This window comes from Micromonospora sp. NPDC005707 (assembly GCF_040631005.1).
In the GTDB taxonomy this organism is placed as follows: domain Bacteria; phylum Actinomycetota; class Actinomycetes; order Mycobacteriales; family Micromonosporaceae; genus Micromonospora.
Genome location: NZ_JBEXYR010000007.1, coordinates 449,535 through 473,764 on the forward strand (window position 1 = coordinate 449,535; position 24,230 = coordinate 473,764).

At 71.3% G+C, this 24,230-nt stretch carries 25 protein-coding genes; 15 read left to right on the forward strand and 10 right to left on the reverse strand.

The features are described 5' to 3' along the window. Positions 1 to 35: 35 nt before the first annotated feature. Together ABZ452_RS17235 and ABZ452_RS17240 are read left to right on the forward strand one after the other, a co-directional pair. Positions 36 to 383, forward strand: coding sequence for a nuclear transport factor 2 family protein (locus ABZ452_RS17235; RefSeq protein ID WP_357943638.1), 348 nt, complete (start codon positions 36 to 38; stop codon positions 381 to 383). Next, positions 380 to 1,753, forward strand: coding sequence for an MFS transporter (locus ABZ452_RS17240; RefSeq protein ID WP_357943640.1), 1,374 nt, complete (start codon positions 380 to 382; stop codon positions 1,751 to 1,753). The genes ABZ452_RS17235 and ABZ452_RS17240 overlap by 4 nt, the downstream gene beginning before the upstream one ends. A gap of 54 nt (positions 1,754 to 1,807) precedes the next feature. Here the strand turns inward: ABZ452_RS17240 and ABZ452_RS17245 are convergent, their stop codons facing one another. Further along, a complete protein-coding gene (locus ABZ452_RS17245; protein WP_357943642.1) occupies positions 1,808 to 2,314 on the reverse strand; it encodes a tetratricopeptide repeat protein in 507 nt (168 codons plus the stop codon). Positions 2,315 to 2,387: 73 nt separating this feature from the next. Between ABZ452_RS17245 and ABZ452_RS17250 the strand changes: the two genes are divergently transcribed. From ABZ452_RS17250 to ABZ452_RS17270, 5 genes are all read left to right on the forward strand, one after another. Beyond that, positions 2,388 to 3,389, forward strand: coding sequence for a DUF5937 family protein (locus tag ABZ452_RS17250; protein ID WP_357943644.1), 1,002 nt, complete (start codon positions 2,388 to 2,390; stop codon positions 3,387 to 3,389). A gap of 204 nt (positions 3,390 to 3,593) precedes the next feature. Then, positions 3,594 to 3,956, forward strand: a complete 363-nt coding sequence (locus tag ABZ452_RS17255; RefSeq protein WP_357943646.1) for a hypothetical protein — start codon at positions 3,594 to 3,596, stop codon at positions 3,954 to 3,956. Positions 3,957 to 4,072: 116 nt separating this feature from the next. After that, entirely contained in the window at positions 4,073 to 4,645 is a 573-nt protein-coding gene (locus tag ABZ452_RS17260) for a hypothetical protein (RefSeq protein ID WP_357943648.1), read from the forward strand. A 115-nt stretch (positions 4,646 to 4,760) separates the two neighbouring features. Further along, positions 4,761 to 5,261, forward strand: coding sequence for a hypothetical protein (locus ABZ452_RS17265; RefSeq protein WP_357943650.1), 501 nt, complete (start codon positions 4,761 to 4,763; stop codon positions 5,259 to 5,261). 86 nt (positions 5,262 to 5,347) lie between these two features. Beyond that, positions 5,348 to 5,662, forward strand: a complete 315-nt coding sequence (locus ABZ452_RS17270; protein ID WP_357943652.1) for a hypothetical protein — start codon at positions 5,348 to 5,350, stop codon at positions 5,660 to 5,662. 59 nt (positions 5,663 to 5,721) lie between these two features. On the opposite strand, the gene ABZ452_RS17275 is transcribed toward ABZ452_RS17270, so the two are convergent. Genes ABZ452_RS17275 through ABZ452_RS17285 form a run of 3 tightly spaced genes read right to left on the reverse strand, consistent with a single transcriptional unit; the run spans position 5,722 to position 6,787 of the window. Continuing rightward, positions 5,722 to 6,147 (reverse strand): hypothetical protein, encoded by a 426-nt coding sequence (locus ABZ452_RS17275; protein WP_357943654.1) that lies wholly within the window; start codon positions 6,145 to 6,147, stop codon positions 5,722 to 5,724. A 20-nt stretch (positions 6,148 to 6,167) separates the two neighbouring features. Beyond that, the gene (locus ABZ452_RS17280; protein WP_357943656.1) at positions 6,168 to 6,428 is read right to left on the reverse strand and encodes a hypothetical protein; all 261 of its coding nucleotides are present in this window, start codon (positions 6,426 to 6,428) and stop codon (positions 6,168 to 6,170) included. After that, positions 6,425 to 6,787 carry a DUF2089 domain-containing protein gene (locus ABZ452_RS17285; RefSeq protein WP_357943658.1) on the reverse strand — a complete coding sequence of 121 codons (363 nt, stop codon included), beginning with the start codon at positions 6,785 to 6,787 and terminating at the stop codon, positions 6,425 to 6,427. The genes ABZ452_RS17280 and ABZ452_RS17285 overlap by 4 nt, the downstream gene beginning before the upstream one ends. Before the next feature lie 254 nt (positions 6,788 to 7,041). Here ABZ452_RS17285 and ABZ452_RS17290 point away from each other — a divergent pair, with 254 nt between their 5' ends. From ABZ452_RS17290 to ABZ452_RS17310, 5 genes are all read left to right on the forward strand, one after another. Further along, positions 7,042 to 7,698: an HAD family hydrolase gene (locus ABZ452_RS17290; protein WP_357943712.1), complete on the forward strand. Its 657-nt coding sequence runs from the start codon at positions 7,042 to 7,044 to the stop codon at positions 7,696 to 7,698. A gap of 163 nt (positions 7,699 to 7,861) precedes the next feature. Further along, positions 7,862 to 10,459, forward strand: coding sequence for a rifamycin-inactivating phosphotransferase (gene rph / locus ABZ452_RS17295; protein ID WP_357943660.1), 2,598 nt, complete (start codon positions 7,862 to 7,864; stop codon positions 10,457 to 10,459). 27 nt (positions 10,460 to 10,486) lie between these two features. Beyond that, positions 10,487 to 12,451 (forward strand): KUP/HAK/KT family potassium transporter, encoded by a 1,965-nt coding sequence (locus ABZ452_RS17300; RefSeq protein WP_357943662.1) that lies wholly within the window; start codon positions 10,487 to 10,489, stop codon positions 12,449 to 12,451. Positions 12,452 to 12,752: 301 nt separating this feature from the next. Continuing rightward, entirely contained in the window at positions 12,753 to 13,955 is a 1,203-nt protein-coding gene (locus ABZ452_RS17305) for a D-alanyl-D-alanine carboxypeptidase (RefSeq protein WP_357943664.1), read from the forward strand. A 64-nt stretch (positions 13,956 to 14,019) separates the two neighbouring features. Then, the gene (locus ABZ452_RS17310) at positions 14,020 to 14,439 is read left to right on the forward strand and encodes a PPOX class F420-dependent oxidoreductase (RefSeq protein ID WP_357943666.1); all 420 of its coding nucleotides are present in this window, start codon (positions 14,020 to 14,022) and stop codon (positions 14,437 to 14,439) included. Between the two features lie 24 nt (positions 14,440 to 14,463). Here ABZ452_RS17310 and ABZ452_RS17315 read toward each other — a convergent pair whose 3' ends face one another. Together ABZ452_RS17315 and ABZ452_RS17320 are read right to left on the reverse strand one after the other, a co-directional pair. Continuing rightward, a complete protein-coding gene (locus tag ABZ452_RS17315; RefSeq protein WP_357943668.1) occupies positions 14,464 to 15,516 on the reverse strand; it encodes an FAD-dependent oxidoreductase in 1,053 nt (350 codons plus the stop codon). 78 nt (positions 15,517 to 15,594) lie between these two features. Then, entirely contained in the window at positions 15,595 to 16,155 is a 561-nt protein-coding gene (locus tag ABZ452_RS17320; protein ID WP_357943670.1) for a hypothetical protein, read from the reverse strand. 149 nt (positions 16,156 to 16,304) lie between these two features. Here ABZ452_RS17320 and ABZ452_RS17325 point away from each other — a divergent pair, with 149 nt between their 5' ends. Continuing rightward, complete coding sequence (locus tag ABZ452_RS17325) at positions 16,305 to 17,459, forward strand: glycerophosphodiester phosphodiesterase family protein (protein ID WP_357943672.1); 1,155 nt, start codon at positions 16,305 to 16,307, stop codon at positions 17,457 to 17,459. Positions 17,460 to 17,554: 95 nt separating this feature from the next. Here the strand turns inward: ABZ452_RS17325 and ABZ452_RS17330 are convergent, their stop codons facing one another. The 4 genes from ABZ452_RS17330 to rfbB form a co-directional block, all read right to left on the reverse strand. After that, positions 17,555 to 18,964 (reverse strand): ABC transporter substrate-binding protein, encoded by a 1,410-nt coding sequence (locus ABZ452_RS17330; protein ID WP_357943674.1) that lies wholly within the window; start codon positions 18,962 to 18,964, stop codon positions 17,555 to 17,557. Positions 18,965 to 18,983: 19 nt separating this feature from the next. After that, entirely contained in the window at positions 18,984 to 19,814 is an 831-nt protein-coding gene (locus tag ABZ452_RS17335; protein ID WP_357943676.1) for a carbohydrate ABC transporter permease, read from the reverse strand. Further along, a complete protein-coding gene (locus tag ABZ452_RS17340) occupies positions 19,811 to 20,776 on the reverse strand; it encodes a sugar ABC transporter permease (protein ID WP_357943678.1) in 966 nt (321 codons plus the stop codon). The genes ABZ452_RS17335 and ABZ452_RS17340 overlap by 4 nt, the downstream gene beginning before the upstream one ends. A gap of 93 nt (positions 20,777 to 20,869) precedes the next feature. After that, positions 20,870 to 21,868 carry a dTDP-glucose 4,6-dehydratase gene (gene rfbB / locus ABZ452_RS17345; protein WP_357943714.1) on the reverse strand — a complete coding sequence of 333 codons (999 nt, stop codon included), beginning with the start codon at positions 21,866 to 21,868 and terminating at the stop codon, positions 20,870 to 20,872. 305 nt (positions 21,869 to 22,173) lie between these two features. On the opposite strand from rfbB, the gene rfbA reads away from it, so the two are divergent. After that, entirely contained in the window at positions 22,174 to 23,049 is an 876-nt protein-coding gene (gene rfbA, locus ABZ452_RS17350) for a glucose-1-phosphate thymidylyltransferase RfbA (protein WP_357943680.1), read from the forward strand. A 269-nt stretch (positions 23,050 to 23,318) separates the two neighbouring features. Then, a partial coding sequence (locus ABZ452_RS17355) for a beta-ketoacyl synthase N-terminal-like domain-containing protein (protein ID WP_357943682.1) occupies positions 23,319 to 24,230 on the forward strand: 912 nt, incomplete at its 3' end.

Sequence of the window (24,230 nt, forward strand, 5' to 3'; positions counted from 1 at the left end):
TTCCCGGGCGCTGGATCATCCCTAGCGTCGTGGCCATGGAACTGATCGAGAAGTACCTCGCCGCCTGGAACACCACCGACCCCACCGCCCGCCGGGCCCTCCTCGACGAGGTCTGGACCGCCGACGGGACGTACACCGACCCGCTGGCCGCCGTCGTCGGGCGCGACCAGATCGACGCGCTGATCGCCGGCGTGCAGCAGCAGTTCCCCGGCCTGGAATTCCGCCTCGCCGGCCCGGTCGACGCGCACCACGACCTGGCCCGGTTCACCTGGCACCTCGGCCCGCGCGGCGCCGAGCCGATCGTCGTCGGCTTCGACGTCGCGGTCGTCACCGACGGCCGGATCGCCACCGTGCACGGCTTCCTGGACCGGGTGCCGGCATGACCGTCCTGAGCGCGCGGCCGGTGCGGGTCACCGCACCGGCCGCGCGGCCCGGCGGGTTCCTGCCGGTGCTGCTCATCTCGACGTTCATGACCGCGATCGACGCGTTCATCGTCAACGTGGCCCTGCCGGCGATGCAACGCGACCTGCACGCCGGCCCGGCCGCCCTGGAGTGGGTGGTCGCCGGGTACGTCCTCGCGGTGGCCGCCGGCCTGATCACCGGCGGCCGGCTGGGAGACCGGTACGGTCGCCGCCAGATCTTCGGGCTCGGCCTCGCGCTGTTCACCGCCGCCTCGGTGCTCTGCGGGCTGGCGCCCACCGCGGGGGTCCTGCTCGGCGCCCGGGTGCTGCAGGGGCTCGCGGCGGCGCTGCTCATGCCGCAGGTGCTGGCCATCGTGCGGACCAGCGTCGCGCCCGCCGAGCAGCCGAAGGCGTTCGCCCGGTACGGCCTGACGATGGGCCTGGGCGCCGTCTTCGGCCAGTTGATCGGCGGCCTGCTCATCCAGGCCGACCTGTTCGGCCTGGACTGGCGACTGTGCTTCCTGATCAACCTGCCGATCGGCGTGGCCGCGCTGGCCCTCCTCCGCCGGGTGCCCGAGTCCCGCCACCCGGCGACCCGGCTCGACCTGGCCGGCGTGGTCCTGGTCAGCGCGGCGCTGGTGGCGCTGGTGCTGCCGCTGGTGGAAGGGCGCGAACAGGGCTGGCCGCTGTGGACGTGGCTGAGCCTGGCCGCCTCGGTGCTGCTGTTCGCGCTCTTCGTGGCGACCCAGCGGCGCGGCCGGCAACCCCTCGTGGACCTGGCGCTGTTCCGCGAGCGGGCGTTCTCGGTGGGGCTGGTGGCGACCCAGGTGTTCTGGATGGGGCAGGCGTCCTTCTTCCTCATCCTGGCCCTCTACCTGCAGGTGGAGCGGGGCCTGTCGGCGCTGGAGTCGGGCGTCGTGTTCACCGCGATCGGCGCCGGCTACCTGGCCACCTCGACGTACGCCCACCGGATCGCCGCCCGGCTCGGTCGCCAGGTGGTCACCGTCGGCGCGCTGATCATGGCGGTCGGCCTGTACGGCATGTGGGCGGCGGCCGGGCACGGTACGGGTTGGCTCGTGCCGGGGCTCGCCGTGGACGGCATCGGGATGGGCATCGCGCTCGCGCCGCTCACCACCACCGTGCTGGCCCGGGTCAGCCCGTCGCACACCGGCGCCGCCGCCGGCGTGCTCGCCACGGTCAACCAGACCGGCAACGCGGTCGGGGTGGCCCTCATCGGCATCGTCTTCTACCAGGCCGCCGATCTGACCGGCGGGTTCCGCACCGGGCTGGTCGCGCTCGTCGTGCTGGAACTCGCGCTGGCCGCGATCATCCAGCTGCTGCCGAGGCGATGACGCCGACACACCGGCCGCCGTCCACGGGGACGGCGGCCGGCGCGACCGCGCTTCCTAGCTCTCCGCCTCCTCGGGCTCGACGAGCAGGCGGGCGTAGTTGGCCATGGACCGCTGGTAGCGGGGCAGGTGCGGGGCCAGCGCGGCGACCGCGACGGCGACGGCCTCACGTTCCCGGCCCACGCTGGTCAGCGCCAGCGCCAGAGTGGCGCTGACCGCGTCGTCGAGCTCGTCGGCGGGCTGCTGCCGCTCGGCCGTCAGCAGTTCGACCGACTCCTCGGCCCGGCCCACGTTGCGCAGGGAGCTGGCCAGCTGGATGACCGAGCGCCGGCGGCGGATGCCGGTGATGCCGCCGGCCAGCGCCGCGCGGTACAGCGGCACGGCGCGGTCGGAGTGGCCGGTGGAGTCGAAGGCACAGGCGCGTTCGAACGCGGCCACCGGATCGCCGTCCGGCAGTTCGGCGGCGAGCGTGTCGATGCGTTTGCGGAACTCCTCGGGCTCATGGTCGTCGATGGTGGCCCACAGCTCGGCGCTGCGTCGTTCCCAATCCGGTGCTGGCGTCATGGGGCGATGGTTGCCGGCCCGGGTAGGGTGTCGCCAGTGATTCGGCCAGGAGCGAATCATCGGGGAGACGGAAATGGCGATCACGCTGCGGTTCAGCCCGGCCGACCTCATGCGCTGCCGGTTCGCCGTGTCGCCGGTGCTCGAGACGATCGAGGCCATCCGTCTGACCACGCCGGAGGACACCCCCGGCTACCACCAGGGCTTCCTCCATGCCATGAGGGATCGCCTGGGCGCGCTGGACCTGCGTCCGGTCACGCTGCTGCAGCCGCGCCGCGGCTACAGCCCGGACTTCCTGTCCCCGCCGCCGACGACCGCGCGGCCCCGCTTCGAGGAGGAACTGGCCCGCATCGAGGCGACGCCGCTCGACCGGGTGGCCGAGGAGATCGGCCGCTCGCTGCGCGACACCCGCGGTGCGGCGCACACCGCGACGGGCCGCCGGCTGCTGGCCGATCCGGCCGACGCGCTGCGCCTGCTCACCGGGGTGGTCCGGGACGTGTGGCACGAGGTGATCCGGCCGGTGTGGCCGAACGTCCGCGCCCTGCTCGACGCCGACGTGGTCCACCAGAGCCGCCGGCTCGCCGAGGGCGGCCTGGACCGCCTCTTCGCCGAACTGCACCCTCAGCTGCGCTGGCACGACGGCGTCCTCACCCGCGACCGCGGTGACCACGAGGACCGCCAACTCACCGGCGAGGGCCTGCTGCTGATGCCGAGCGTGTTCAAGTTCGACCAGGTCCTGGTGATCCTCGACGAGCCGTGGCAACCCACCGTGATCTATCCGGCGCGCGGCCTGGGCACCCTGTGGCAGTCGACGCGGACGCAGGAGCTGGCGGCCGCCGGCCGGCTCATCGGGCGCAGCCGGGCGACCCTGCTGGCCGGGCTCACCGAGCCCGTCAGCACGACCGTCCTGGCCCACCGGCACGCCCTGGCCGCCGGCACCGTCTCGCAGCATCTCACCGTGCTCCGTGAGGCCGGGATGGTGGTGGGCGAGCGCCACGGGCACGAGATCCGTTACCGCCGCACGCCGCTGGGCAGCGCGCTGCTCAGCGGGACGCTCCCCGCCTCGACCGGAACCTGACCAGGCCGCGTCCGGCCGGGCGGGGCCATCGCGGCGGCGCCCCGGTGGCGGAGATCGGCGCTGACGCGCCCTTCGTCCCCGAGTGACCGGATCTCCTGGTCGTGCGTTCGAGGCACGCGGCATGAGCCGGTCCGGGGGGAATGACGTCGACCGGGGCGGGCAATCGATCCGGGTACCGGCCGGACGAGACCAGCGAGGTGCGCGATGACGGGCAGCAGCGGGCGGGGAGACGGGCAGCAGCCGGAGGCGGCGACCCCGTGGATCACCCGGGACGGCTTCGACGCGGAACCGCCGTGGGGCGCGGGCGAGCACGATCCGATGGACGAGGGCAGCGAGGAGACCGCCGTACCCGAGGGACGGCGCGGCGAGCGCAGGGCCGACGCGCCGGCCGGGCCGTCGGGTCGCGCGGGCCGGCACGGGTTCGGGCGGGTCGAGCCCACCCGTACGCCGATGGCGGGTCCCGGCGCGCCACCGGACCCGGCGCCGTCGGGACGGTCGTTCCCCGACGACGCCGACATCGACGTCCAGTCGGAGGACGCGCTGCGCACGCGCGGCCGGCGGTCCTAGCCACGACGCCGCCCTCACCGATCTGACCCTGCTGGCGACGGTGGCCGTCGTTCGGTGACGGCAGGGTGCCACGCGGCCGAGGCGCGGCGGGCCGCCGCCCCGGAGAGGGACTGCCTGTGTCAGATCCGGTGACGACGGCCGCATCCGGCTTCCGGCCGTACGCCGTGGCCGGCGCGCCGCTGCTCTGCGACGCCCGCGACCACGGTCTGACCGGTGACGGCACGACCAACGACCAGCCGGCGCTCGCCGCGCTGGTCGACCTCATCGACCAGCACGCGAACTGGCCGCCCGACGGCCACCGCGGCAAGGTCCTCCGCGTCGGCAGCCGGTACGCCGTCGTCGCGGCCAACGACGCCACCACCCTCACCCTCTCCCCCAACCGGCCCGGCATCAACAGCTCGTGGAGCGCCGACACGCCTCAGCCCAAGACACCGTACGAGCTGCCGGCCGCCCCCACCGGCCGCGGTGGCATCACGATCAACGCCACCTCCGACTCGGTCACCATCCGTGGCAACCTCATCCGCGACACCAGCTCGGGCACCCAGCTCTACGGGATCTGGATCACCGAGCGGGGCAGCTGCCTCAACTGCCGGGTGGTCGAGAACGACCTCGACGGCAACCGCACGGCGATCAAGGCCGACACCCCGGCGATAGGCGGGCACTGGGCCGGCAACCACGGCGACCAGTGACCACGCCGCGCCCGCCCGACCGATGAGTTCCGCCTCGGCCCGTCGTCCGCCATCTTGTGGAACGCCCCCCTTCCGCGCCCTGCGGGAGGCCCGAGATGAGCTGACGAGGAGCACCGTGGACCAGGAGAACGTGAGCGCCACCCTGACCGTCGCCGTGCCTGCCGCGAGGGTGTTCGCGGTGCTGGCGGACCCGACGACCCATGCCGCGATCGACGGCACCGGGTGGGTTCAGGAATCCGTCGACCGGGCGCCGCTGACCGAGGTGGGGCAGATATTCCGGATGGACATGTACCACGCCAACCATCCGGACGGTGGCTACCGGGTGGCCAACCAGATCCAGGTCCTCGACCCGCCGCGCGCCATCGGCTGGCTGACGGGGCAGGAGCAGAGCGACGGTCGCCTGGAGTTCGGCGGCTGGCTGTGGCGTTACGACCTGGCGCCGCTCGGCCCGTCCGGGACCGAGGTCACGCTCACCTACGACTGGTCGGCGGTGCCGCCGTCCATCCGGGGGCACATCCAGTTCCCGCCGTTCGCTCCGGAGCATCTCACCAACTCGCTGCGGCACCTGGCCGAGCTGGCCGCACCGACGTCCCGGGCCCGCACGACCGCCGGTTGAACACCCGGCGGCGGACACCGCGATCCCGGCCGGGCGGCCGCCGCCAGCACGGATCCCGGCGGCGCCCAGCGGTGTACGGTCGGGGCATGGGCCTCCCCACCGCAGTGACCACCGCCGGGTCCCTCATCGGCGGTTGGCAGCTCGCCCGCCGGACCGGTAACCGTTCCCTCGGCGGCGTGGTCCTCGCTGCGGGCGGCGTGCTGGCGGGACGCGAGTGGGCCCGGCGGACCAGCCCCGCCGTCACCGCAGCCCTGCTCGCGACCTATGTCGGGGCCTTCGGCCTGTCGCACCCCCTGGCCAGGCGCATCGGGGCCTGGCCCTCCGTGCTGGTCGTCTCCGCGCTCACCGCGGCCGCCTCGTACGCCGCGGCGGACCGTCACGCCGGCGGGCCTCGGCACTGAGCCGTCGAGGCACCTGCCGTCGCCCCACCGTCAGGTGAGTCGTCCGCGCCGGCGCGGTGTCACTCGCAGAACACCTGCACCTTGGTGTCGGGCTGGTCGACGTCGATGGTGACGTCGTCGAGGTGCTCGATGAGCTCCTCGATGTGCTGCGGCTTGAGCTGGGTCAGGTCCAACGGCACCCCTGACCTGTTCAGCTCCGCGTTGGCCCTGGTGAGCGCCTGCGGAGGGATGAGGCTCGTGAGCCGGACCCCGGCGCGCAGCAGCTGCAGCGGCACCCGGATGTTGACCCGGCCCGGCCCGTCGAAGTCGTCCGTCGAGCTCACCAGCACGCGCAGGTATCTGGGTCGGGGTTTCGGGCGGGGCGTGGCTCCCGGGGGCGACTCGGGCTGTTCCCGTTCGAGGGCGGCGATCAGCCGCTCGGCCTCGTCGGCGGTGAGCCTGCCCTCGGCCAGCATCTGCAGGATCTGACGGCGCTGCTCGTTCATGGTGCTGCTCCCCCTCTGAGTCATCTGACGCTCACGAGCACGGCCGTCCGACCCTGCTCGACCTCGATGCGGGTGCCGGGCAGCGCCCACAGCAGTTGCCCCGTGCCGCGCAGCGCGCCCACCGGACTCACCCGGGTGGCGAGGCAGGCGACCAGTCCCCCCAGCACGGCGAGCAGCAGCAGCGGTGACAGCACCAGCAGCACCGGCAGGACAGGGACGTACAGCCGCCGCCAGCGGCCGTCGGGACGGCGATGGTGGACGGTCACCAGCTGCGGAATCATCGGGACCTCTCCAGCTCGGCCAGCGCCTCCTGGGCGCTGATCTCCCCACGCCGCAGCCGGTCGACGACGTCGGCGCCGGTGGGCGCCGGGTCGGTGTCGACGAAGTCGAGGGTCTCGGCGATCCGGTTCAGCCGGGACTTGATCGTCGGGTAACTCACCCCGAAGATCCGCTCCATCTCCTTGATCGAACCGTGCGACCGCACGAACGCCGCGACGAACACCTGGTCGTCGACGCTGAGCTGAGCGAGCTGCGGTGGCTCGAACTGACCTTCGACCACGACGCCGTTGCCGGCGAGGCGGACCCGCTCGACCACGAACGGCTGCCCGCGCGTCAGGTCCGTCAGCTCCTGCCAGTCCACCCTCGACTCCTCGCCTCGACGACGCTCCTACACTCCTTTGTATCTTCACTTCTTCAAGGGGTCAATGCCAAGGACTTAATTTTCTTGATTCGGCCCTTAACTTTGAGACGTCAGCTCTCCGTCCGGGCCGCGCGCCGCCTCGCCGCGGCGCCCGGCGCCCCGCCCGGCGCGGCACCCACCGGCCCATGGCGATCATGAAGGAAATTCCGACGATCTATGATCCGATGGCGCGCGACGGTGACGGAGGAACGGCAGTGATCGACGCGGTCTTCTTTGATGTCGGCGGGACGATTCTCGACGAGTCCCGCGAGTTCGCGACCTGGGCGGACTGGCTCGGCGTTCCACGGCACACGTTGTCGGCGGTCTTCGGTGCGGTGATCGCCCGGGGTCTGGACTACCGGGAGACGTTCCGGGCCTTCCGGCCCGATTTCGATCTCGCGGCCGAGCGCGAGCGCCGGGCAGCCGCCGGCAGGCCGGAGACCTTCGGCGAAGAGGACCTCTACCCGGACGCGCGAGCGTGCCTGACCGCCTTGAAGGATCAGGGCCTGTTCGTGGGCCTGGCCGGCAACCAACCGGCTCACGCCGAGCCGCTCCTCCGCGCGCTCGACCTGACCGTGGACCTGATCGGCACGTCGGACGGTTGGGGTGCGGAGAAGCCGTCACCGGCCTTTTTCGAGCGGGTCATCCGCGCGGGCGGGGGCGATGCCTCGTCGATCCTGTACGTCGGCGACCGGCCCGACAACGACGCACTCCCGGCCATGGCGGCCGGCATGAAGGCGTGCCTGATCCGGCGCAGCCCGTGGGGTCACATCCTCGACATGCCAGCCGTGTCCGAGCGGTGCCTGTTCCGCATCGATTCGCTCGACGAACTCCCGATCCTGGTGGCGAAACACAACGCGCTGAGCGGCTGAGCGCCCATTCGACAACCCGCGCCGGAATTCCGGCTTCGGGTCATCACAACCAAGATCCTCGTCCCACTTCAACGTATATCGCACCGGGGGGCTTGCCGCAAGACCCGGGTTGTGCCGCAGAATCGTCGGCCGGACCCGGAAATGTGCGAAGAAATGGGGCACCATGATCGAGCAGTACGTGCGGGGTCTCCACGAGGTCGACGACCGGCAGGTCGCGATCGTCGGCGGCAAGGGCGCGCACCTCGGGGCACTGGCGCGGATCGGCGGCATCCGCGTACCGGCCGGGTTCTGCGTCACGACGGACGCCTTCCGGCGGATCATGGCCGAGGCGCCGTCGATCGACGACCGGCTCGATCAGCTGGCGCGCCTGAACCCGGACGACCGCGAGGCGGTCCGCGCGCTCAGCGCGGAGATCCGCCGGACCATCGAGGGGACCGTCCTGCCCGACGACGTGGCCGCGGCGATCACCCGGGCTCTCAGCCGGCTCGATGAGCGGGCCGCCTACGCCGTCCGATCCAGCGCGACGGCGGAGGACCTGCCGACGGCCTCCTTCGCGGGCCAGCAGGACACGTACCTGAACGTCATGGGGACGGCGGCGATCCTCCGGCACGTCAGCCGGTGCTGGGCCTCGCTCTTCACCGAGCGGGCCGTGACCTACCGCCAGCGGAACGGCATCGACCACCGCACCGTCCACATGGCCGTCGTCGTGCAGCAGATGGTCTTCCCGCAGGTGTCCGGCATCCTGTTCACGGCCGATCCCGTCACGTCCAACCGCAGGGTCGCCTCCGTGGAGGCCAGCTTCGGCCTGGGCGAGGCTCTGGTCTCCGGGCTGGTGAACGCGGACGCCTACCGGGTGCGCGACGGTGAGATCGTCGACAAGGCCATCGCCACCAAGCGGCTTGCCGTCCACGCCCTACCGGCCGGCGGGACGACGGAACAGGCGATCGACCCGGAGCGGCAGGACCAGCCGGTGCTGACGGACGCGCAGGTCGTCCGGCTGGTGGAGCTGGGCCGGCGGATCGAAGCACACTTCGGCCACCCCCAGGACATCGAATGGTGCCTGGTCGACGACGACTTCCAGATCGTCCAGAGCCGGCCGATCACGACGCTGTTCCCCGTTCCCGAGATCGGGGACGAGGAGAACCACGTCTTCATCTCGGTCGGTCATCAGCAGATGATGACCGACCCCATGAGGCCCCTGGGGCTCTCCATGTGGCAGCTGACGGCCATGGCGCCGATGCATGCCGCCGGTGGGCGGCTGTTCGTCGACGCCACCCGGGCCCTGGCATCGCCGTCGAGCCGCGCCGGCCTGCTGGAGATGGCGGGACGATCCGATCCGCTGGTCCGGGACGCGCTGGAGACCGTCATCGACCGCGGCGACTTCATCCCGTCGCTCCCCGACCAGGGCCCGGCCGGACCGCGCGCCGGCGGCGGGCCGGCACCGATCGAGACCGATCCGGCCATCGTCACCGACCTGATCGCACACAGCCAGGCGTCCGTCGCCGCCCTGCGGCGCGACATCGCGACGACCTCCGGGCCGGCGCTGTTCGACTTCCTCCTGACGGCGTTCCAGGAGCACAAACGGCTCCTGGGCGACCCGCGGAGCATGCAGGCGATCATGGCGGGGATGGAGGCCACGTGGTGGCTCAACGAGCAGCTGCAGGCGTGGCTGGGCGAGAAGAACGCGGCCGACACGCTCACCCTGTCCGCGCCCCACAACGTCACGTCGGAGATGGGGTTGGCGCTCCTGGACGTCGCCGACGTCATCCGTCCGCATCCGGAGGTGGTGGCCTTCCTGCAGGAGGTCGAGGACGAGGGCTTCCTGGATGAGCTGCCCGAGCTTCCGGGCGGCCGGGAGGCGCGAGACGCCATCCGGGCCTTCCTCGACAGGTACGGCATGCGCTGCGTCGGCGAGATCGACATCACGAGGCCGCGGTGGAGCGAACGCCCCACCACCCTCGTGCCCGTCATCCTCGACAACGTCCGGAACTTCGAGCCGGGCGCTCGCGAGCGGCGCTTCGAGCAGGGGCGCCAGGAGGCGGAGAAGAAGGAACAGGAGGTCCTGGAGCGCTTGCGGGCCCTGCCGGACGGCGAGCGCAAGGCGGAGGAGACCAAGCGGATGATCGACCGGGTCCGCACCTTCATCGGGTACCGGGAGTATCCGAAGTACGCCATCATCAGCCGCTACTTCGTCTACAAGCAGGCCATGATGCAGGAGGCCGAACGCCTCGTGCGGGCGAACGTGCTCCGCGAGAAGGAGGACATCTTCTACCTCACGTTCCAGGAGCTGCACGACGTCGTGCGCACCCACCAGGTGGATGATCAGCTCATCCACCGGCGCAGGGACGAGTTCCGGTCCTATCACGCGCTCACCCCACCCCGGGTGCTCACGTCGGAGGGTGAGGCCATCACCGGGGCGTACCGGCGCGACGACGTGCCGGCCGGCGCGCTGGTCGGCCTCCCGGTTTCCGGCGGCATCGTCGAGGGGCGGGCTCGGGTCATTCTGGACCTGGCCGAGGCCGAGCTCGAACCGGACGACATCCTGGTCACCGCGTACACCGACCCGAGCTGGTCGCCCCTGTTCGTCGCGATCAAGGGGCTGGTGACGGAGATCGGAGGCCTCATGACCCACGGGGCGGTGATCGCCCGGGAGTACGGCCTGCCGTCCGTCGTCGGCGTGGAGCACGCGACCAGGCTGATCCGGAACGGGCAGCGGATTCGCGTACACGGGACCGACGGGTACGTCGAAATCCTGCCGTGACCGACCGCCCGACGGTATGCCTATGGGGTGGCGGAGCGCGCAGGCGATGAGCAGCCCGGGGCAGGCGCCCCGGAGGCCGCGGAGGATGGCGGGAGGGCGTCCCGGCCATCGCCGGCGGGCGTCGGCCTGCTGCTGGGCGCGCTGGGGGTGGTGTACGGCGACATCGGCACGAGCCCGCTGTACGCGCTGAAGACGGTCTTCACCCTCGACCGCAGCCTGACACCGGACGCCCCCGACGTGTTCGGTGTTATCTCGTGGGTCTTCTGGTCGATCATCCTCATCGTGTCGGTCAAGTACGTCATCTTCATCCTGCGGGCCGACAACGAGGGCGAGGGCGGCGTGATGGCTCTGGCCGCCCTCGCCCGGAGGGCGCTGCTCAAGGTCAGCGCACGGCGCGCCGAGACCGTGCTGGCGCTCGGGGCGCTCGGCGCGGCCCTGTTCTACGGCGACAGTGTGATCACCCCGGCGATCTCGGTGTTGTCGGCGGTGGAAGGACTGGAGGTGGTCTCCCCGGCGCTGGAGGTGGTGGTGCTGCCGGCGTCGGCGGTGATCCTCACCCTGCTGTTCGCCATCCAGCGCTGGGGCACCGGACGGGTCGGGGCCGTGTTCGGGCCGATCATGCTGCTCTGGTTCGCCTGCCTGGGCGTCGCCGGCGCGGCCGAGGTGATCCGCCACCCGAACGTCCTGGCCGGGCTGTCACCGACGTACGCGGCCCTGTTCGTCGTCGACCACCCGGTGATCGCGTTCATCGCGATGGGCGCCGTGGTGCTGTCGATCACCGGCGCCGAAGCGCTCTACGCCGACATGGGGCACTTCGGTCGCGCGCCGATCCGCCGCGCCTGGTTCGGGATCGTCTTCCCCGCGCTGACCCTGAACTACCTCGGCCAGGGCGCACTCATCCTCCGGACGCCGGGGAGCCGGGGCAATCCGTTCTTCCTGCTGCTGCCGGGCTGGGCGCAGCTGCCGATGGTCGTCCTGGCCACCGTCGCCACGGTGATCGCGTCCCAGTCGGTGATCTCCGGGGCGTTCTCGGTGTCCCGGGAGGCCATGCGGCTGGGCTTCCTGCCGCACCTGCGCATCCGGCAGACCTCCCGCCGCCAGTACGGACAGATCTACGCCCCGGGAGTGAACTGGGGCCTGTTCGCGGCGGTTCTGGTGGTGGTGTTCGCGTTCGGCTCGTCCACGAACCTTGCCGCCGCCTACGGCGTGGCGGTCACCGGCACCTTCATGATCACCACGACCCTGTTCCTGGTCGTCGCGCGAGCGCGGTGGCGCTGGCCCACCTGGCGGCTGGCGCTGTTCGGGGTCGTCTTCGGCAGCGTCGAGCTGACCTTCTTCACGGCGAACCTGGCCAAGGTCACCCACGGCGGTTGGCTGACGCTGCTCATCGCGAGCATCCTGTTCACGGTCCTGCTGACCTGGCGCCGCGGGGCCGAACTGGTGACCGCCCGGCGGATCGAACGGGAGGGACCTCTCCCCGAGTTCCTCGACAGCCTGCACGCCACGAACATCCCGTGGGTGCCGGGCACCGCGGTGTTCCCGCACCCGAACAAGGAGACCACGCCCCTGGCGCTACGGGCGAACGTCGCGCACTACCACGTCCGGCACGAAAGAATCGTGATCATCACGGGTCGCACCGCGAACGTCCCGCACATCCCCTGGGATCAGCGCCTCACCATCGATGACCTCGGCGACCCGAACGACGGCATCATCCACATCGACGCCCAATTCGGCTTCCAGGACCCCACCGACTTCCCCGAGGTGCTTCGCCGCGCGGCCGCCCACCCCAACACCAGGGACATCAACCTCGACCTGGAGGACGTCTCCTACTTCGTCTCACGGGTCACGCTGCGGTGCACGCGCCAGCCCGGCATGGCCGTCTGGCGCAAGCGCCTGTTCATCGCCCTCGCCCACAACGCCGCCAGCCACGTCGAATTCCTCCACCTGCCCGAGGAACGCACCATCGTCCTGAGCGCCGAGGTGGCGGTCTGAGCCTGCCCCGGTCGGCTCGCCTGAGCGCTTTGCCTCCTTCGAGCATCCGATCGGGTCACACTGCCCCCAAGCGTTTCCCTGTTGCCCGATGGCAGGAACCGGCGTGCGATATCCGATCGCCACCGTTTCGACAAAAATGAACGGCGGAAAACACCGTTCGTCGCGCGATCGGAGCCTCGCGAAACGGCACAAGCCGATCGAAGGAGTGCCGCCCGGGCCGAGGCCGGAATTCCCTGCCCTCCGGGGACCACTTTTTGCAACCGGGCCGGGCCCGCATGGTGAGCGATTACGGTGCATTGACGTGACCATCATTCGCATAGTCGCAGTGGGGCTCAGCGCGTTCCTGACCATGCCAGCCCCGGTGTCCGCGTCACCGGTACGGGCCGTCGCGCCGTACGTGCCCTGCCCGGCCGTCAAGCCGCCGGTCGCCCCGCCGGCAGCACCGTCACCGCCACCGGTCGGCCCCGCCGACCTGGCCGTCGGAGGCGGGTCGCTGGCGACGGCGGGACTGTCCATCCCGGCCGGTGCGCCGATGGCCCCGGCGGTGACCGCCACCTCCTGGCTGGTGGCCGACCTCGACAGCGGCACGGTGCTGGGTGGGTGCGGGCCGCACGAGCACCGCACGCCGGCCAGCGTGCAGAAGATGCTGCTCGCCGCGGCCCTGATGCCCCACCTCGACCCCACACAGGTCGTCGAGGTGACCCGGGCCGATCTGCAGGATCTCGACCCGGCCAGCTCGGTGATGGGCGTGGTGCCGGGCGGCCGGTACTCCATCGAGAGCCTGTGGCTGGGGCTCCTCCTCAAGTCGGGCAACGACGCCGCCAACGTGCTGGCCCGCCTCGGCGGTGGCACCGCCGGGCGGCAGGGCGGCGTGCGGGCGATGAACGACGAGGCACACCGGCTGGGCGCGAACCAGACCCACGCCGTGACACCGTCCGGCCTGGACGGCCCCGGCCAGTACACCAGCGCGTACGACCTGGCGCTGATCGCGCGCGCCACCTACGCCCGCGCGGACTTCCGGCGGTACATCGCCACGCGGGTGGCGGAGGTGCCGGCCGGGCCGGGACGGTCCGGCTTCTCCCTCACCCACGACAACACGCTGCTGGACCACTACCCGGGGACGCTCGGCGGGAAGACCGGCTTCACCGACCTGGCACGGCAGACGTACGTGGGAGTGGCCGAGCGCGACGGCCGGCGGCTCGCCGTCACCCTGCTCGGTGCGGAGACCGCGCCCCTGGGCAGCCTGGGCGAGGCCGCGGCGCTGCTGAACTGGGGCTTCGCGCTCTCCCCCGACGCGTCGGTCGGCCGCCTGGTCACCCCGGACGAGAAGAAGCACGACCAGCCCGTCGCCCAGGTCAAGGCCGAGCAGCACGGGCCGGCCCGGACCGGTCGGTCCATGTCGTGGGTGGCCGCCCTCGGAATCGGTGCCGTCGGCGCTCTGGCCGTCCTGCTGCTGGCGGCTCCCTGGCGGCGGAGGGCGGCGCGGGCGGCAGCCAAACCGTAGCCCCGGCGATCGGCCCGACGGTTGCGTACATTGCGGAGGTCACGCTGTCGCGAGGAGGAGAACCATGTCGAAGCCGCCGCTGCCCGAACCCGCGGTCACCATGCTCCGGAAGGCGAACCCCGCCGTGATGGCGACGCTCCGGCCCGACGGCCAGCCGGTGTCCGCGGCCACCTGGTACCTGTGGGAGGACGGCCGGATCCTGGTGAACATGGACGAGGGCCGCCGCCGGCTGAGCCATCTCCGCAACGACCCCCGGGTCACCCTCACGGTGCTGGACGAGCAGGCCTGGTACACCCACGTCACGATCATCGGGCGGGTCGTCGAACTCCGCGACGACGAGGACCTGGCCGACATCGACCGGCTCTCCCAGCACTACGGCGGGAGGGCGTACCCGCGGCGCGACCGCCGGCGGGTCAGCGCCCTCATCGAGATCGACCGCTGGCACGGATGGGGCGCGCTGAAGGACAGCGACCAGATCGGCTGACCGGGCGTGTCGGCGGGGGGGCGGTCAGGCGAGGGCGGGCGCCGCCAGAAGCGCGCGCAGCTCGCGGACCGCTGCCCGCCCGGCGCGGTTCGCGCCGACCGTGCTGGCCGACGGCCCATAGCCGACCAGGTGGATCCGGGAATCGCCGACCACCCGGGTGCCGTCCATGGCGATGCCGCCGCGGGGTCCGCGCAGGCGCAGGGGGGCCAGGTGGTCGAGCGCCGGCCGGAAGCCGGTGCACCAGAGGATGACGTCCGCGTCCTGCACGGCACCGTCGGGCCAGCGGACGCCGCGGGGCACGATCCTGTCGAACATCGGCAGGCGTCGGAGGAGACCGCGTTCCCGGGCTTCCCGCATCAGCGGTGTCCAGGCCAGCTCGGTTGCGCTCGCGATGCTTCCGGGGGGCAGACCGGCCCGTACCCGTGCCTCCACCTTGGCGACCACCTCGCGCCCGTAGTCCGAGGTGAACGGCCCCTCCCGGAACACCGGTGGGCGGCGGGTGACCCAGGTCGTCGCCGCCGCGACGTCGGCGATCTCGACCAGGAGCTGCACGGCCGAGGCTCCGCCCCCGACGACGACCACCCGCTTCCCGGCGAAATCCGCCGGTCCCCGGTAGTGGGCGGTGTGCAGCTGCTGACCGAGGAACGTTTCCTGTCCGGGGTAGTACGGCACGAACGGCCTGGTCCACGTGCCCGTCGCGTTGATCAGTGCCCGGGTAATCCAGGTGCCCTTGTCCGATTCGACGAGGAGTCGGCCGTCGCCGGCGTTCCGGACGGCCGCGACGGCGACCGGGCGCTGGACGTCGATGCCGAATTCGCGCTCGAAGGCGGCGAAGTAGGCCGGCACCGCGTCGGCGGCCGGTTCGTCCGGCGGTGGCGGCGTGAAGTGCATTCCGGGCAGGTCGAAGATGCCGTGCACGGTCGCCATGCGCAGCGTCGGCCATCGGTGCTGCCAGGCCCCGCCGGGTGCCGCGTCGGCGTCCAGAACCGCGAAGTCGAGACCCGAGGAGCGCAGGTGGTACGCGCTGGACAGGCCCGCCTGCCCGGCGCCGACAACCATCACATCCGTCTCCGGCATGTGCCGCACAACATCACCGGCCAACCCGGGACTTCCCCCGGGCGATGGATCTCACACCGGCCCGCAGCGCTGGACGGGCTAGCGGAGGTCGACGAGCTGCGGCGGGACCTCGCAGGTCAACCCCACCGAGTTCATCCGGTCGGTCAGCGGCCGGCCATCGGCGGTCGGTACCACGAAGTGCGGCCGGCGGCCGGCGGCCAGCTCGGTGGCGTACCGCTCGCGGGCCTCGACGAGGGCTTCCCAGTCGGCCAGCCACGCGTCGGTCGGACGGTCGTCCGCCCGCAGGTCACGGTCCAGGCCCCGCACCTGCGCCACCATGACGGTCACCGCGGCGTTCTGCTCCCGGATCGAGCGCGCCTGCGCGTCGACGGGGGCGTCGGGAGGTACGGCCTTCGCCACCACGGTGGCGCGCATCGTGGCGCACGCGCTCTCCGCCACCTCGCTGACCGGCGGGTTGTCGATCAGCTCGGGCCGGTCGTGGTTCGCGTACATCCAGAAACCGGCGCAGGACACGACGATGCCGCCGACCGCGATCACGGCGACCAGGACGGCGCCGAGGACCCACCACCCCGCGCTGCCCCGCCCCGACGGCGCGGGTCCGGCACCGGGGTAGGGCGGGTGTGTGGGCGGACGGCTCACGTCTGAATCGTGTCGCCCCTGTCAAGGGCCGCCGTCCGGCCGCCGGGAGGTGGACCTCGCCGGTGGGCGTTAGGGTCGGTTCGTAGCTGCCGGTCCCGATCATGGAGAGCTCTCGGATGAGCACGCTTCAGTCGTCAAGGTCCACCCTGGTGGCTGACGCACCTGCCGGCGGGGCAGTGGCCGGCCGTGGCGGCAGGCGGCCCGCGACGTACGCGCACCGGGGGTCGTCCGGTGCGGCGCCGGAGAACACGGCGGCCGCCTTCGAGCGCGCGATCGCCGAGGGCGCCGACTACATCGAGACCGACGTGCAGCTCAGCGCCGACGGCGAGCTGGTGATCATCCATGACGTCACGCTCGCCCGCACCACCGACGCCCGGCTGACCTTTGCGGACCGCGCGCCCTGGAACGTGCACGACCTCACCCTCACCGAGCTCAGGAAACTCGACGCCGGGGGATGGTACGACGAGGACTTCACCGGCCAGCGCATCCTGACCCTCGACGAGCTGCTCGACCTGCTCGGGGGCCGGGTCGGCCTCAACCTCGAACTGAAGTCGCCCGCGGCGAATCCCGGGCTGGCGCACGCGGTCGCCGCCCGCCTGCGCCCGCGTCGCGACTGGATCGAGCCGGGCGCGCAGCCGCTTGTCGTCGGGTCCTTCGACGAGCAGGCTGTCCGGGATTTCCACGCGCTGCTGCCCGACGTCCCGGTCGCGCTGATCGCCTACGACGTGCCCACGAGCGGCAAGCTGACCGAGCTCGCCGAATGGGCCTTCTCGGTCAACCCGGACATCCGCCGGCTGCGACCCGAGGACGCGGCCCGCGTCATCGAGGCGGGCATGGCCGTCGTGCCGTGGACGGTCGACTCGCCCGAGTTGTGGCGCTGGGCCCTCGACCTCGGCGCCGCCGGCATGATCACCAACTACCCGTACGCCCTGAGGAACATGCTGCGCGGCCGGGACCCGGTGCCCGGCGCGGGTGTGGTCGTGCAGGACATCCGGCACCACTCCCCCGGCGACGAGCCGCCGTGGGCCGGCGAGCATGTCGTCCTGCGCAACGTCTCCGCACAGCCGGTGGACGTCAGCGGCTGGTACCTGCGAAGCCAGTCGTCCGCCCGGGTCGTCGTGGGCGACGGCTACGTCCTCCCGCCGGGCGGGCTGCTGCGGGTGCACACCGGTCCCGGCAGGAACGACGCGACCACCTACCACAACGGCCGCACCACCGCTGTCTGGAACGGCACGCACGGCGACTCCGCCGGGTTGCACCGCGCCGACGGCACGCTCGTCGACCTGTACGCGTACATCGTCTGAGCCGACCTCGTGCGGCCCGGCCGGGCGTCGAGGGGCCGGCCCCCACGGAGCCGGCCCCTCTTCCCGAGGGTTCCCCCTCGGGCGGTGACGTCTGGTCAGCCGACCGACTTGTTGTAGCTGTCGATCGCGGGCCGCACGCTCGCCGCGGCGTCCTTCATGGCCTGGTCGGCCGGCTTGCTACCGACGATGGCCGCCTCCAGGCCGTCCTCGGACGCCTTGCGCGCCTGCGGCATGACCCCGAGCAGGCAGCCGGCCGACGCGACCGACGGCGGCAGCGCGTGCAACTGGTCCACGGCGGTCTTGAACTGCGGGTACTGCGCCACCCAGTCCTTGTCGATCTGCTCGTCGAGTGCCTTCGCGTTGACCGGCACGTACCCGGTGCCGGTGTGCCACTTCGCCTGCTGGACCGGGCTCAGGGCGAACTTCACGAACTCCCAGGCCGCACGCTTCTCCTTGTCGCTGTGCCCGACGCCGTTGATCCACAGCGAGGCGCCACCGATGATCGGCCCGCCCGTCGCGGAGCTGCTCGCCTTCGGGTACGGCGCGGTGAGCACGGTGAACTTGCCCTTGGCGGCGTCGACGTAGCCACGCATGGCGCCGGTGGACTCCAGGTGCATCGCCACGGTGCCCGCCTTGAAGGCGGCCTGGGCGTCGTCGGTCTTGCGGCCGGTGTTCGTCGCGTAGCCGCCCTTCACCAGGTCCACCCACCACTGCGCCACGCGGACGCCGGTCTCCTGGTCGAACTGCACCTTCGTCGCGAGGCCCTTACGCCCGTTGCCGTTGTCGCAGTACTCCTTGCCGTCGGTGGCGATCAACTGCTCCAGCAGCCAGCCGTAGATGGCGGCACCGAAGCCGTACTGGATGGTCTTGCCGCCGGCGTCCTTGACCGTCAGCTTCTTCGCCATCTCCCCGATCTCGTCCAGGTTCGCCGGCGGCTTGGTCGGGTCGAGGCCGGCCCGGACGAAGGCCTCCTTGTTCAGGTACAGCAGCGGGGTGGACGTGTTGAACGGCATCGACTGGAGCTTGCCGTCGATCGAGTAGTAGTTGGCGATGTTCGGCTCGATGTCGCCGGCGTTGAACTTGTCCTTGTCGATGAACTTGAACATCGGCACGGTCTGCTTCGAGTCGACCATGAACCGGGAGCCGATGTCGTAGATCTGCACCAGCGCCGGAGTGTTCTTCTGCTGCACCGAGGCCTTGTACTTGGCGATCGTCTCGTCGTAGTTGCCCTGGTAGATGGCCTTGACCTCGACCTTGCCCCCGCTCTGGGCGTTGAAGTCGGCGACCAGCTTGTCGATCGCCGCGGCGTTGGCGCCCTTCATCCCGTGCCAGAACTCGATGGTGGTCTTGTCGGTGGCCTTCTCGAGCACCTCCGCGCCGGGCGCCTCGAGCGCGTCCTTGGCCGAATCGGTGCCGTCCCCGGAACCGCCGCACGCCGTCAGTGCGGCAGCGGCGGCCAGGGCGACGAACGCCGCCATGGCCCGACGGAGCTTGGGTTGTCTCACGGGTTCTCCTCTTCTTGAGTTAACGCAGCGCGCCGGCGGTGAGGCCGCGGACGATGTAGCGCTGACCGAAGAGCACGACGGCCAAGGTCGGGAGCAGGGACAGCGCGACGCCCGCGAGGACGAGGCCCGGTTGCGCCACCTCGGCGTCGTTGAGCTGCGAGATGCCGATCTGCAGCGTCTGGAACTCGGAGTCGCGGATCAGGATCAGCGGCCAGAAGTACTGGTTCCACGCCGAGAGGAAGACGTAGACGCCGACCGCCGCGATCGAGGGCTTGGACAGGGGCACGATGACCCGCCACAGCAGGCGCCAGTGGCCGCACCCGTCGATCACCGCGGCGTCGCGCAACTCGGTCGGGAACTGCAGGAAGGCCTGGCGCAGCAGGAACGTCCCGAAGGCCGAGGCGAGGAAGGGCAGCACGAGACCGAGGTAGGTCAGCCCTCCCCGCGCCAGACCCCACCCGGAGATGGCCAGGTAGTTGGGGATGATGATCGCCTCCCACGGCACCATGAGGGTGGCGAGGAACAGCGCGAACGTCACGGCCTTCGCCGGCATGCGAAGGAACGCGAAGGCGTACGCGGCCAGGATGCTGGTGACGATCTGGGCCACCGTGATGGCCCCGGCCTGGACGGCGGAGTTGACGTAGAACCGGTCGAGCGGCACCGAGCGGAAGACGTCGCCGATGTTGCGCCAGTAGAGCTCGTGCGGCACCAGCGCGGGCGGGTAGGTCGCCAGGTCACCGGGGCCCATCACGGCCCCCACGAAGCCGTAGTAGATGGGGAACAGGACCGGGATCGCGGCCAGGCCGAGCACGACGTAGACGGCGACCTGCCCCAGGCTGAACTTTTTCATCGGTAGTGGACCCGCCGCTCGAGGATGCCGAACTGGATGGCCGTGCAGCCGAGCATGACGACCAGCAGCACGACGGCCTGCGCGCTGGCCGATCCGAAGTCGGAGGACCCGAAGGCGAACGCCTTCTCGTAGATCGAGTAGACAAGCGTCGTCGTGGCCTGGTCCGGGCCGCCCTTGGTCAGGATGTGGATCTGCCCGAAGCTCTGCAACGCGTGGATCGTGGACACCACGACGAGGAAGAACAACTGCGGGGAGAGCAGCGGCACCGTGATCCGGGACGCCAGCCGCCAGCCCGAAGCACCGTCCAGCCGCGCGGCCTCGACCACCTCGGGTGAGATCGCGGCGACGCCGGCGGAGAGCACGAGGACGTTGTAGCCGAAGTTCATCCACACCGTCGCGGCGGCCACGGCGGGCAGCGCGATCGTCGGGTCGGTGAGCCAGTTGACCCGGTCGATCCCGAGGGAGCCGAGCACGCCGTTCGCCACGCCGATCGCCGGGTTGTAGATGACGGCGAAGATGACCGACGCGGTCGCCACCGAGAACGCGAACGGCAGCGCGAAGGCGGTGCGCAGCACCCGTACCCCGCGGATCCGCGCCTCCAGCAGCAGCACCACGAAGAGCGCGCCCAGGACGGCCGGCACCACCGAGAACAGCGTGAACAGGCCCGTCGTGGCCAGCACCTTGCCGAACTCGGCCGACAGCATCTCCCGGTAGTGCTCCGCGCCGACGTACACCGACGGGGCGCCGAAGAGGTCGTTGCCGTGGACGGACAGGTACAGGGTCCGCCCCAGCGGCCAGAACACGAACAGCGCGAAGACCACGACGGACGGCAGCAGCAGCAGCCACCCGAGACCGGATTCGGTGAAGCGTGCCGGCTTCCCCCGCCGGACGGCGGCGGGGCTGGACTCCACGGTCGGGGCGCGGTCATCCGGTGGGGCGCTGACGGTGCGAGGGGCAGGCACGGCAGCACAGTACCAACGGCATGGACGGAAAGAAATCCTTCCATCCAGGTCCCGGAGCTGGAGGTTCTTTCCAGCGCTCGCCGGAGCGCGAATTCAGCTCGCGATCTCGCCGGCGGCGCGGTAGCCCTCCTCGACGGCCTGCTTCCGCGGCTTCCACCACCAGTCGTTGGCGCGGTACCAGTCGATGGTGGCCGCGAGCCCGTCGCGGAACGAACCGAACCGCGGCCGCCAGCCCAGCTCGGTGCGCAGCTTCGTGGAGTCGTTGGCGTAGCGCAGGTCGTGCCCCGGACGGTCGGGCACCAGGTCGTACGCGTCGGTCGGCCGGTCCATCAGGGCGAGGATCAGCTCGACGATCTCCCGGTTGCTGCGTTCGTCGCCGGAGCCGACGAGGTACGTCTCACCGATCCGGCCGCGCCGCAGGATCAGGTGGACCGCCTCGTTGTGGTCGTCGACGTGCGTCCACTCGCGGACGTTGACGCCGGTCCCGTACAGCTTCGGGCGCTCGCCGGTCAGCACGTTGGTGACCTGCCGGGGGATGAACTTCTCCACGTGCTGGAACGGCCCGTAGTTGTTGGCGCAGTTGGAGAGCGTCGCCGCCACCCGGTAGGACCGCACCCAGGCGCGCACCAGCAGGTCCGATCCCGCCTTGGTGGCCGAGTAGGGGCTCGACGGGTCGTACGCGGTCTGCTCGGTGAACTTCGCGGTCCCGTCAAGCGGGAGGTCCCCGAAGACCTCGTCGGTGGAGACGTGGTGGAACCGGACGTCGTGCCGGCGCACGGCCTCCAGCAGGGTGAAGGTGCCGAGCAGGTTGGTCCGGACGAACGGCTCCGGGTCGCGCAGCGAGTTGTCCACGTGTGACTCGGCGGCGAAGTGGACGACCACGTCGGAGCCGGCGACCAGGGTGTCCACCAGCGCCGCGTCGCAGATGTCGCCATGCACGAACTCCACCCGATCGTCGACCGGCCCGAGGCTGGCGCGGTTGCCCGCGTAGGTCAGCGCGTCGAGGACCCGGACCCGGTACTCGGGGTGGTGCCGCACGGTGTGGTGGACGAAGTTCGCCCCGATGAAGCCCGCGCCTCCGGTGACCAGCATCCTCGTCATGAATCCAGATCCTACCGGTCGCTACGCTTCCCACACACCCGGAATAATCGTTTCGACGACACTTCCCGGCGATTCTCTCAAGCAATTACAAGGCGTCCCTAAAGGAGCCCCAAACAATCGCACCGGATATCACCGCTCAGGGTTGCGCGTGCCGTTTCCGTCGGTAGGGTCCGGGTGAACATACCTGGCCCGACCGCTCCGGGGGATGCCATGCGTTCTGTTGTTCCCACCGAACACGAGACATCGTCGGGACAGCCGGTGCGACCCCGGTCCGCCGGCCCGAGGAGCGCCGACGCGTGAAGGGCATCATCCTGGCCGGCGGCTCCGGCACCCGGCTGCACCCGATCACCATCCCGGTCTCCAAGCAGCTGCTCCCGGTCGGCGACAAGCCGATGATCTACTACCCGCTCTCGGTGCTGATGTTCGCCGGCATCCGCGAGGTGCTGGTGATCGCCCGGCCGGCGGACCTGCCGATGTTCCAGACCCTGCTGCGCGACGGCGCCCAGTGGGGACTGCGCATCACGTACGCCGAGCAGCCCCAGCCCCGCGGCATCGCGGAGGCGCTGCTCATCGGCGCCGGGCACATCGACGGTGACGAGTGCGCCCTGATCCTGGGCGACAACATCTTCCACGGCAACGCGTTCTCCCAGCTGCTGCACCGCGAGTCGCGGCAGCTGCACGGCTGCACCCTGTTCGGCTACCGGGTCAACGACCCGCAGCGCTACGGCATCGGGGTGACCGACCCGGAGGGCCGGCTGGTGGCGATCGACGAGAAGCCCAGCCATCCCCGCTCCAATCGGGCCATCACCGGCCTGTACTTCTATGACAGCGACGCGGTGGACATCGCCAAGAACCTGCGCCCGTCGGCCCGGGGCGAGCTGGAGATCACCGACGTCAACAACGTCTACCTGACCCGGGGGCTGGCCCGACTGGTCGACCTCGGGCGCGGGTTCGCCTGGTTGGACACCGGCACGCCCGAGGCGCTGCTGCAGGCCGGCCAGTACGTGCGGACCCTGGAGGAACGGCAGGGCGTCCGGATCGCCTGCCTCGAGGAGATCGCCCTGCGGATGGGCTTCATCGACGCGGAGGCCTGCCACGCGCTCGGCGCGACGATGGCGAACTCGAACTACGGCCGGTACGTGATGAGCATCGCCCGGGAGCTGGCCGCCTGATCGACCCGACCCGAGCCCGCCGGCGACCAGCGCCGGCGGGCCGGTCCGTGGTGCCCGGACCGGCCCCGCGCCCGTGGTCGAAGCATGCCGATCGGCACCGTTGTCGCCCGGTCCGCCCGAGTAGCTTTAGTGGTGAATAAGGCGATCGTTAGCTGTGGCAGAAATTGTCGACGCCGAGGGTGGCGCGCTGTCGGCGCGACGGTTCCGATGTCTCGTCTCCTCCCGCACATCGACGTTCAATGACGCCAACGGTGAGGAGCGATCCCGCAATGAGCCAGGGCGCGCCGACGGACGGTACCGCGAATGAGGAAAAGCTGCGGGCGTATCTGCGGCGGGCGACGGCGGAGTTGCAGCAGACGCGGCAGCGTCTGGTCGATGTGGAGGCGGTGGCGCGCGAGCCGATCGCGGTGGTGGGGATGGCCTGCCGGTTGCCCGGTGGGGTGCGGTCGCCGGAGGAGTTGTGGCGGCTGCTGGCCGACGGCCGGGACGCGATCTCCGGGTTCCCCACCGACCGGGGCTGGGACGTCGAGGCGTTGTACGACCCGGACCCGGACGCGCCGGGACGGACGTACGTCCGCGAGGGCGGCTTCGTCGACGCGGCGGGCGAGTTCGATCCGGAGCTGTTCGGCATCAGCCCTCGCGAGGCGATGACCATGGACCCCCAGCAGCGGCTGCTGCTGGAGACGGCGTGGGAGGCGTTCGAACGGGCCGGCCTCGATCCGACGGCGGTACGCGGCAGCAGCACCGGTGTCTTCGCCGGCATCATGGTGGCGGACTACGGGTTCCGCCTGCTCCCGGACATCCCCGCCGGCTTCGAGGGCCTGGTCGGCAGCGGCAGCGCGCCGAGCATCGCCTCCGGGCGGGTGGCGTATGCGTTCGGCCTGGAAGGTCCGGCGATCACGGTCGATACGGCGTGCTCGTCGTCGCTGGTTTCCGTGCACCTGGCCGCGCAGTCACTGCGCAAGGGCGAGTGCGAGATGGCGCTCGCCGGTGGCGCGACGGTGATGGCCACGCCCGGCTCGTTCGTGGAGTTCAGCCGGCAGCGGGCGCTGTCGCCCACCGGCCGGTGCCGGGCATTCGCCGACGCCGCCGACGGCACCGTCTGGGGCGAAGGCGTCGGGCTGCTCCTGCTCACCCGACTGTCCTACGCCCACGAACACCACCTACCCATCCACGCCCTC

What these genes read in the sequence shown, in the direction of transcription:
- ABZ452_RS17235 (WP_357943638.1), top strand. Translation starts at nt 36, where the DNA reads ATGGAACTGATCGAGAAGTACCTCGCCGCCTGGAACACCACCGACCCC.
- ABZ452_RS17240 (WP_357943640.1), top strand. Translation starts at nt 380, where the DNA reads ATGACCGTCCTGAGCGCGCGGCCGGTGCGGGTCACCGCACCGGCCGCG.
- ABZ452_RS17245 (WP_357943642.1), bottom strand. Translation starts at nt 2,314, where the DNA reads ATGACGCCAGCACCGGATTGGGAACGACGCAGCGCCGAGCTGTGGGCC.
- ABZ452_RS17250 (WP_357943644.1), top strand. Translation starts at nt 2,388, where the DNA reads ATGGCGATCACGCTGCGGTTCAGCCCGGCCGACCTCATGCGCTGCCGG.
- ABZ452_RS17255 (WP_357943646.1), top strand. Translation starts at nt 3,594, where the DNA reads ATGACGGGCAGCAGCGGGCGGGGAGACGGGCAGCAGCCGGAGGCGGCG.
- ABZ452_RS17270 (WP_357943652.1), top strand. Translation starts at nt 5,348, where the DNA reads ATGGGCCTCCCCACCGCAGTGACCACCGCCGGGTCCCTCATCGGCGGT.
- ABZ452_RS17275 (WP_357943654.1), bottom strand. Translation starts at nt 6,147, where the DNA reads ATGAACGAGCAGCGCCGTCAGATCCTGCAGATGCTGGCCGAGGGCAGG.
- ABZ452_RS17280 (WP_357943656.1), bottom strand. Translation starts at nt 6,428, where the DNA reads ATGATTCCGCAGCTGGTGACCGTCCACCATCGCCGTCCCGACGGCCGC.
- rph (WP_357943660.1), top strand. Translation starts at nt 7,862, where the DNA reads ATGATCGAGCAGTACGTGCGGGGTCTCCACGAGGTCGACGACCGGCAG.
- ABZ452_RS17310 (WP_357943666.1), top strand. Translation starts at nt 14,020, where the DNA reads ATGTCGAAGCCGCCGCTGCCCGAACCCGCGGTCACCATGCTCCGGAAG.
- ABZ452_RS17315 (WP_357943668.1), bottom strand. Translation starts at nt 15,516, where the DNA reads ATGCCGGAGACGGATGTGATGGTTGTCGGCGCCGGGCAGGCGGGCCTG.
- ABZ452_RS17335 (WP_357943676.1), bottom strand. Translation starts at nt 19,814, where the DNA reads ATGAAAAAGTTCAGCCTGGGGCAGGTCGCCGTCTACGTCGTGCTCGGC.
- rfbB (WP_357943714.1), bottom strand. Translation starts at nt 21,868, where the DNA reads ATGCTGGTCACCGGAGGCGCGGGCTTCATCGGGGCGAACTTCGTCCAC.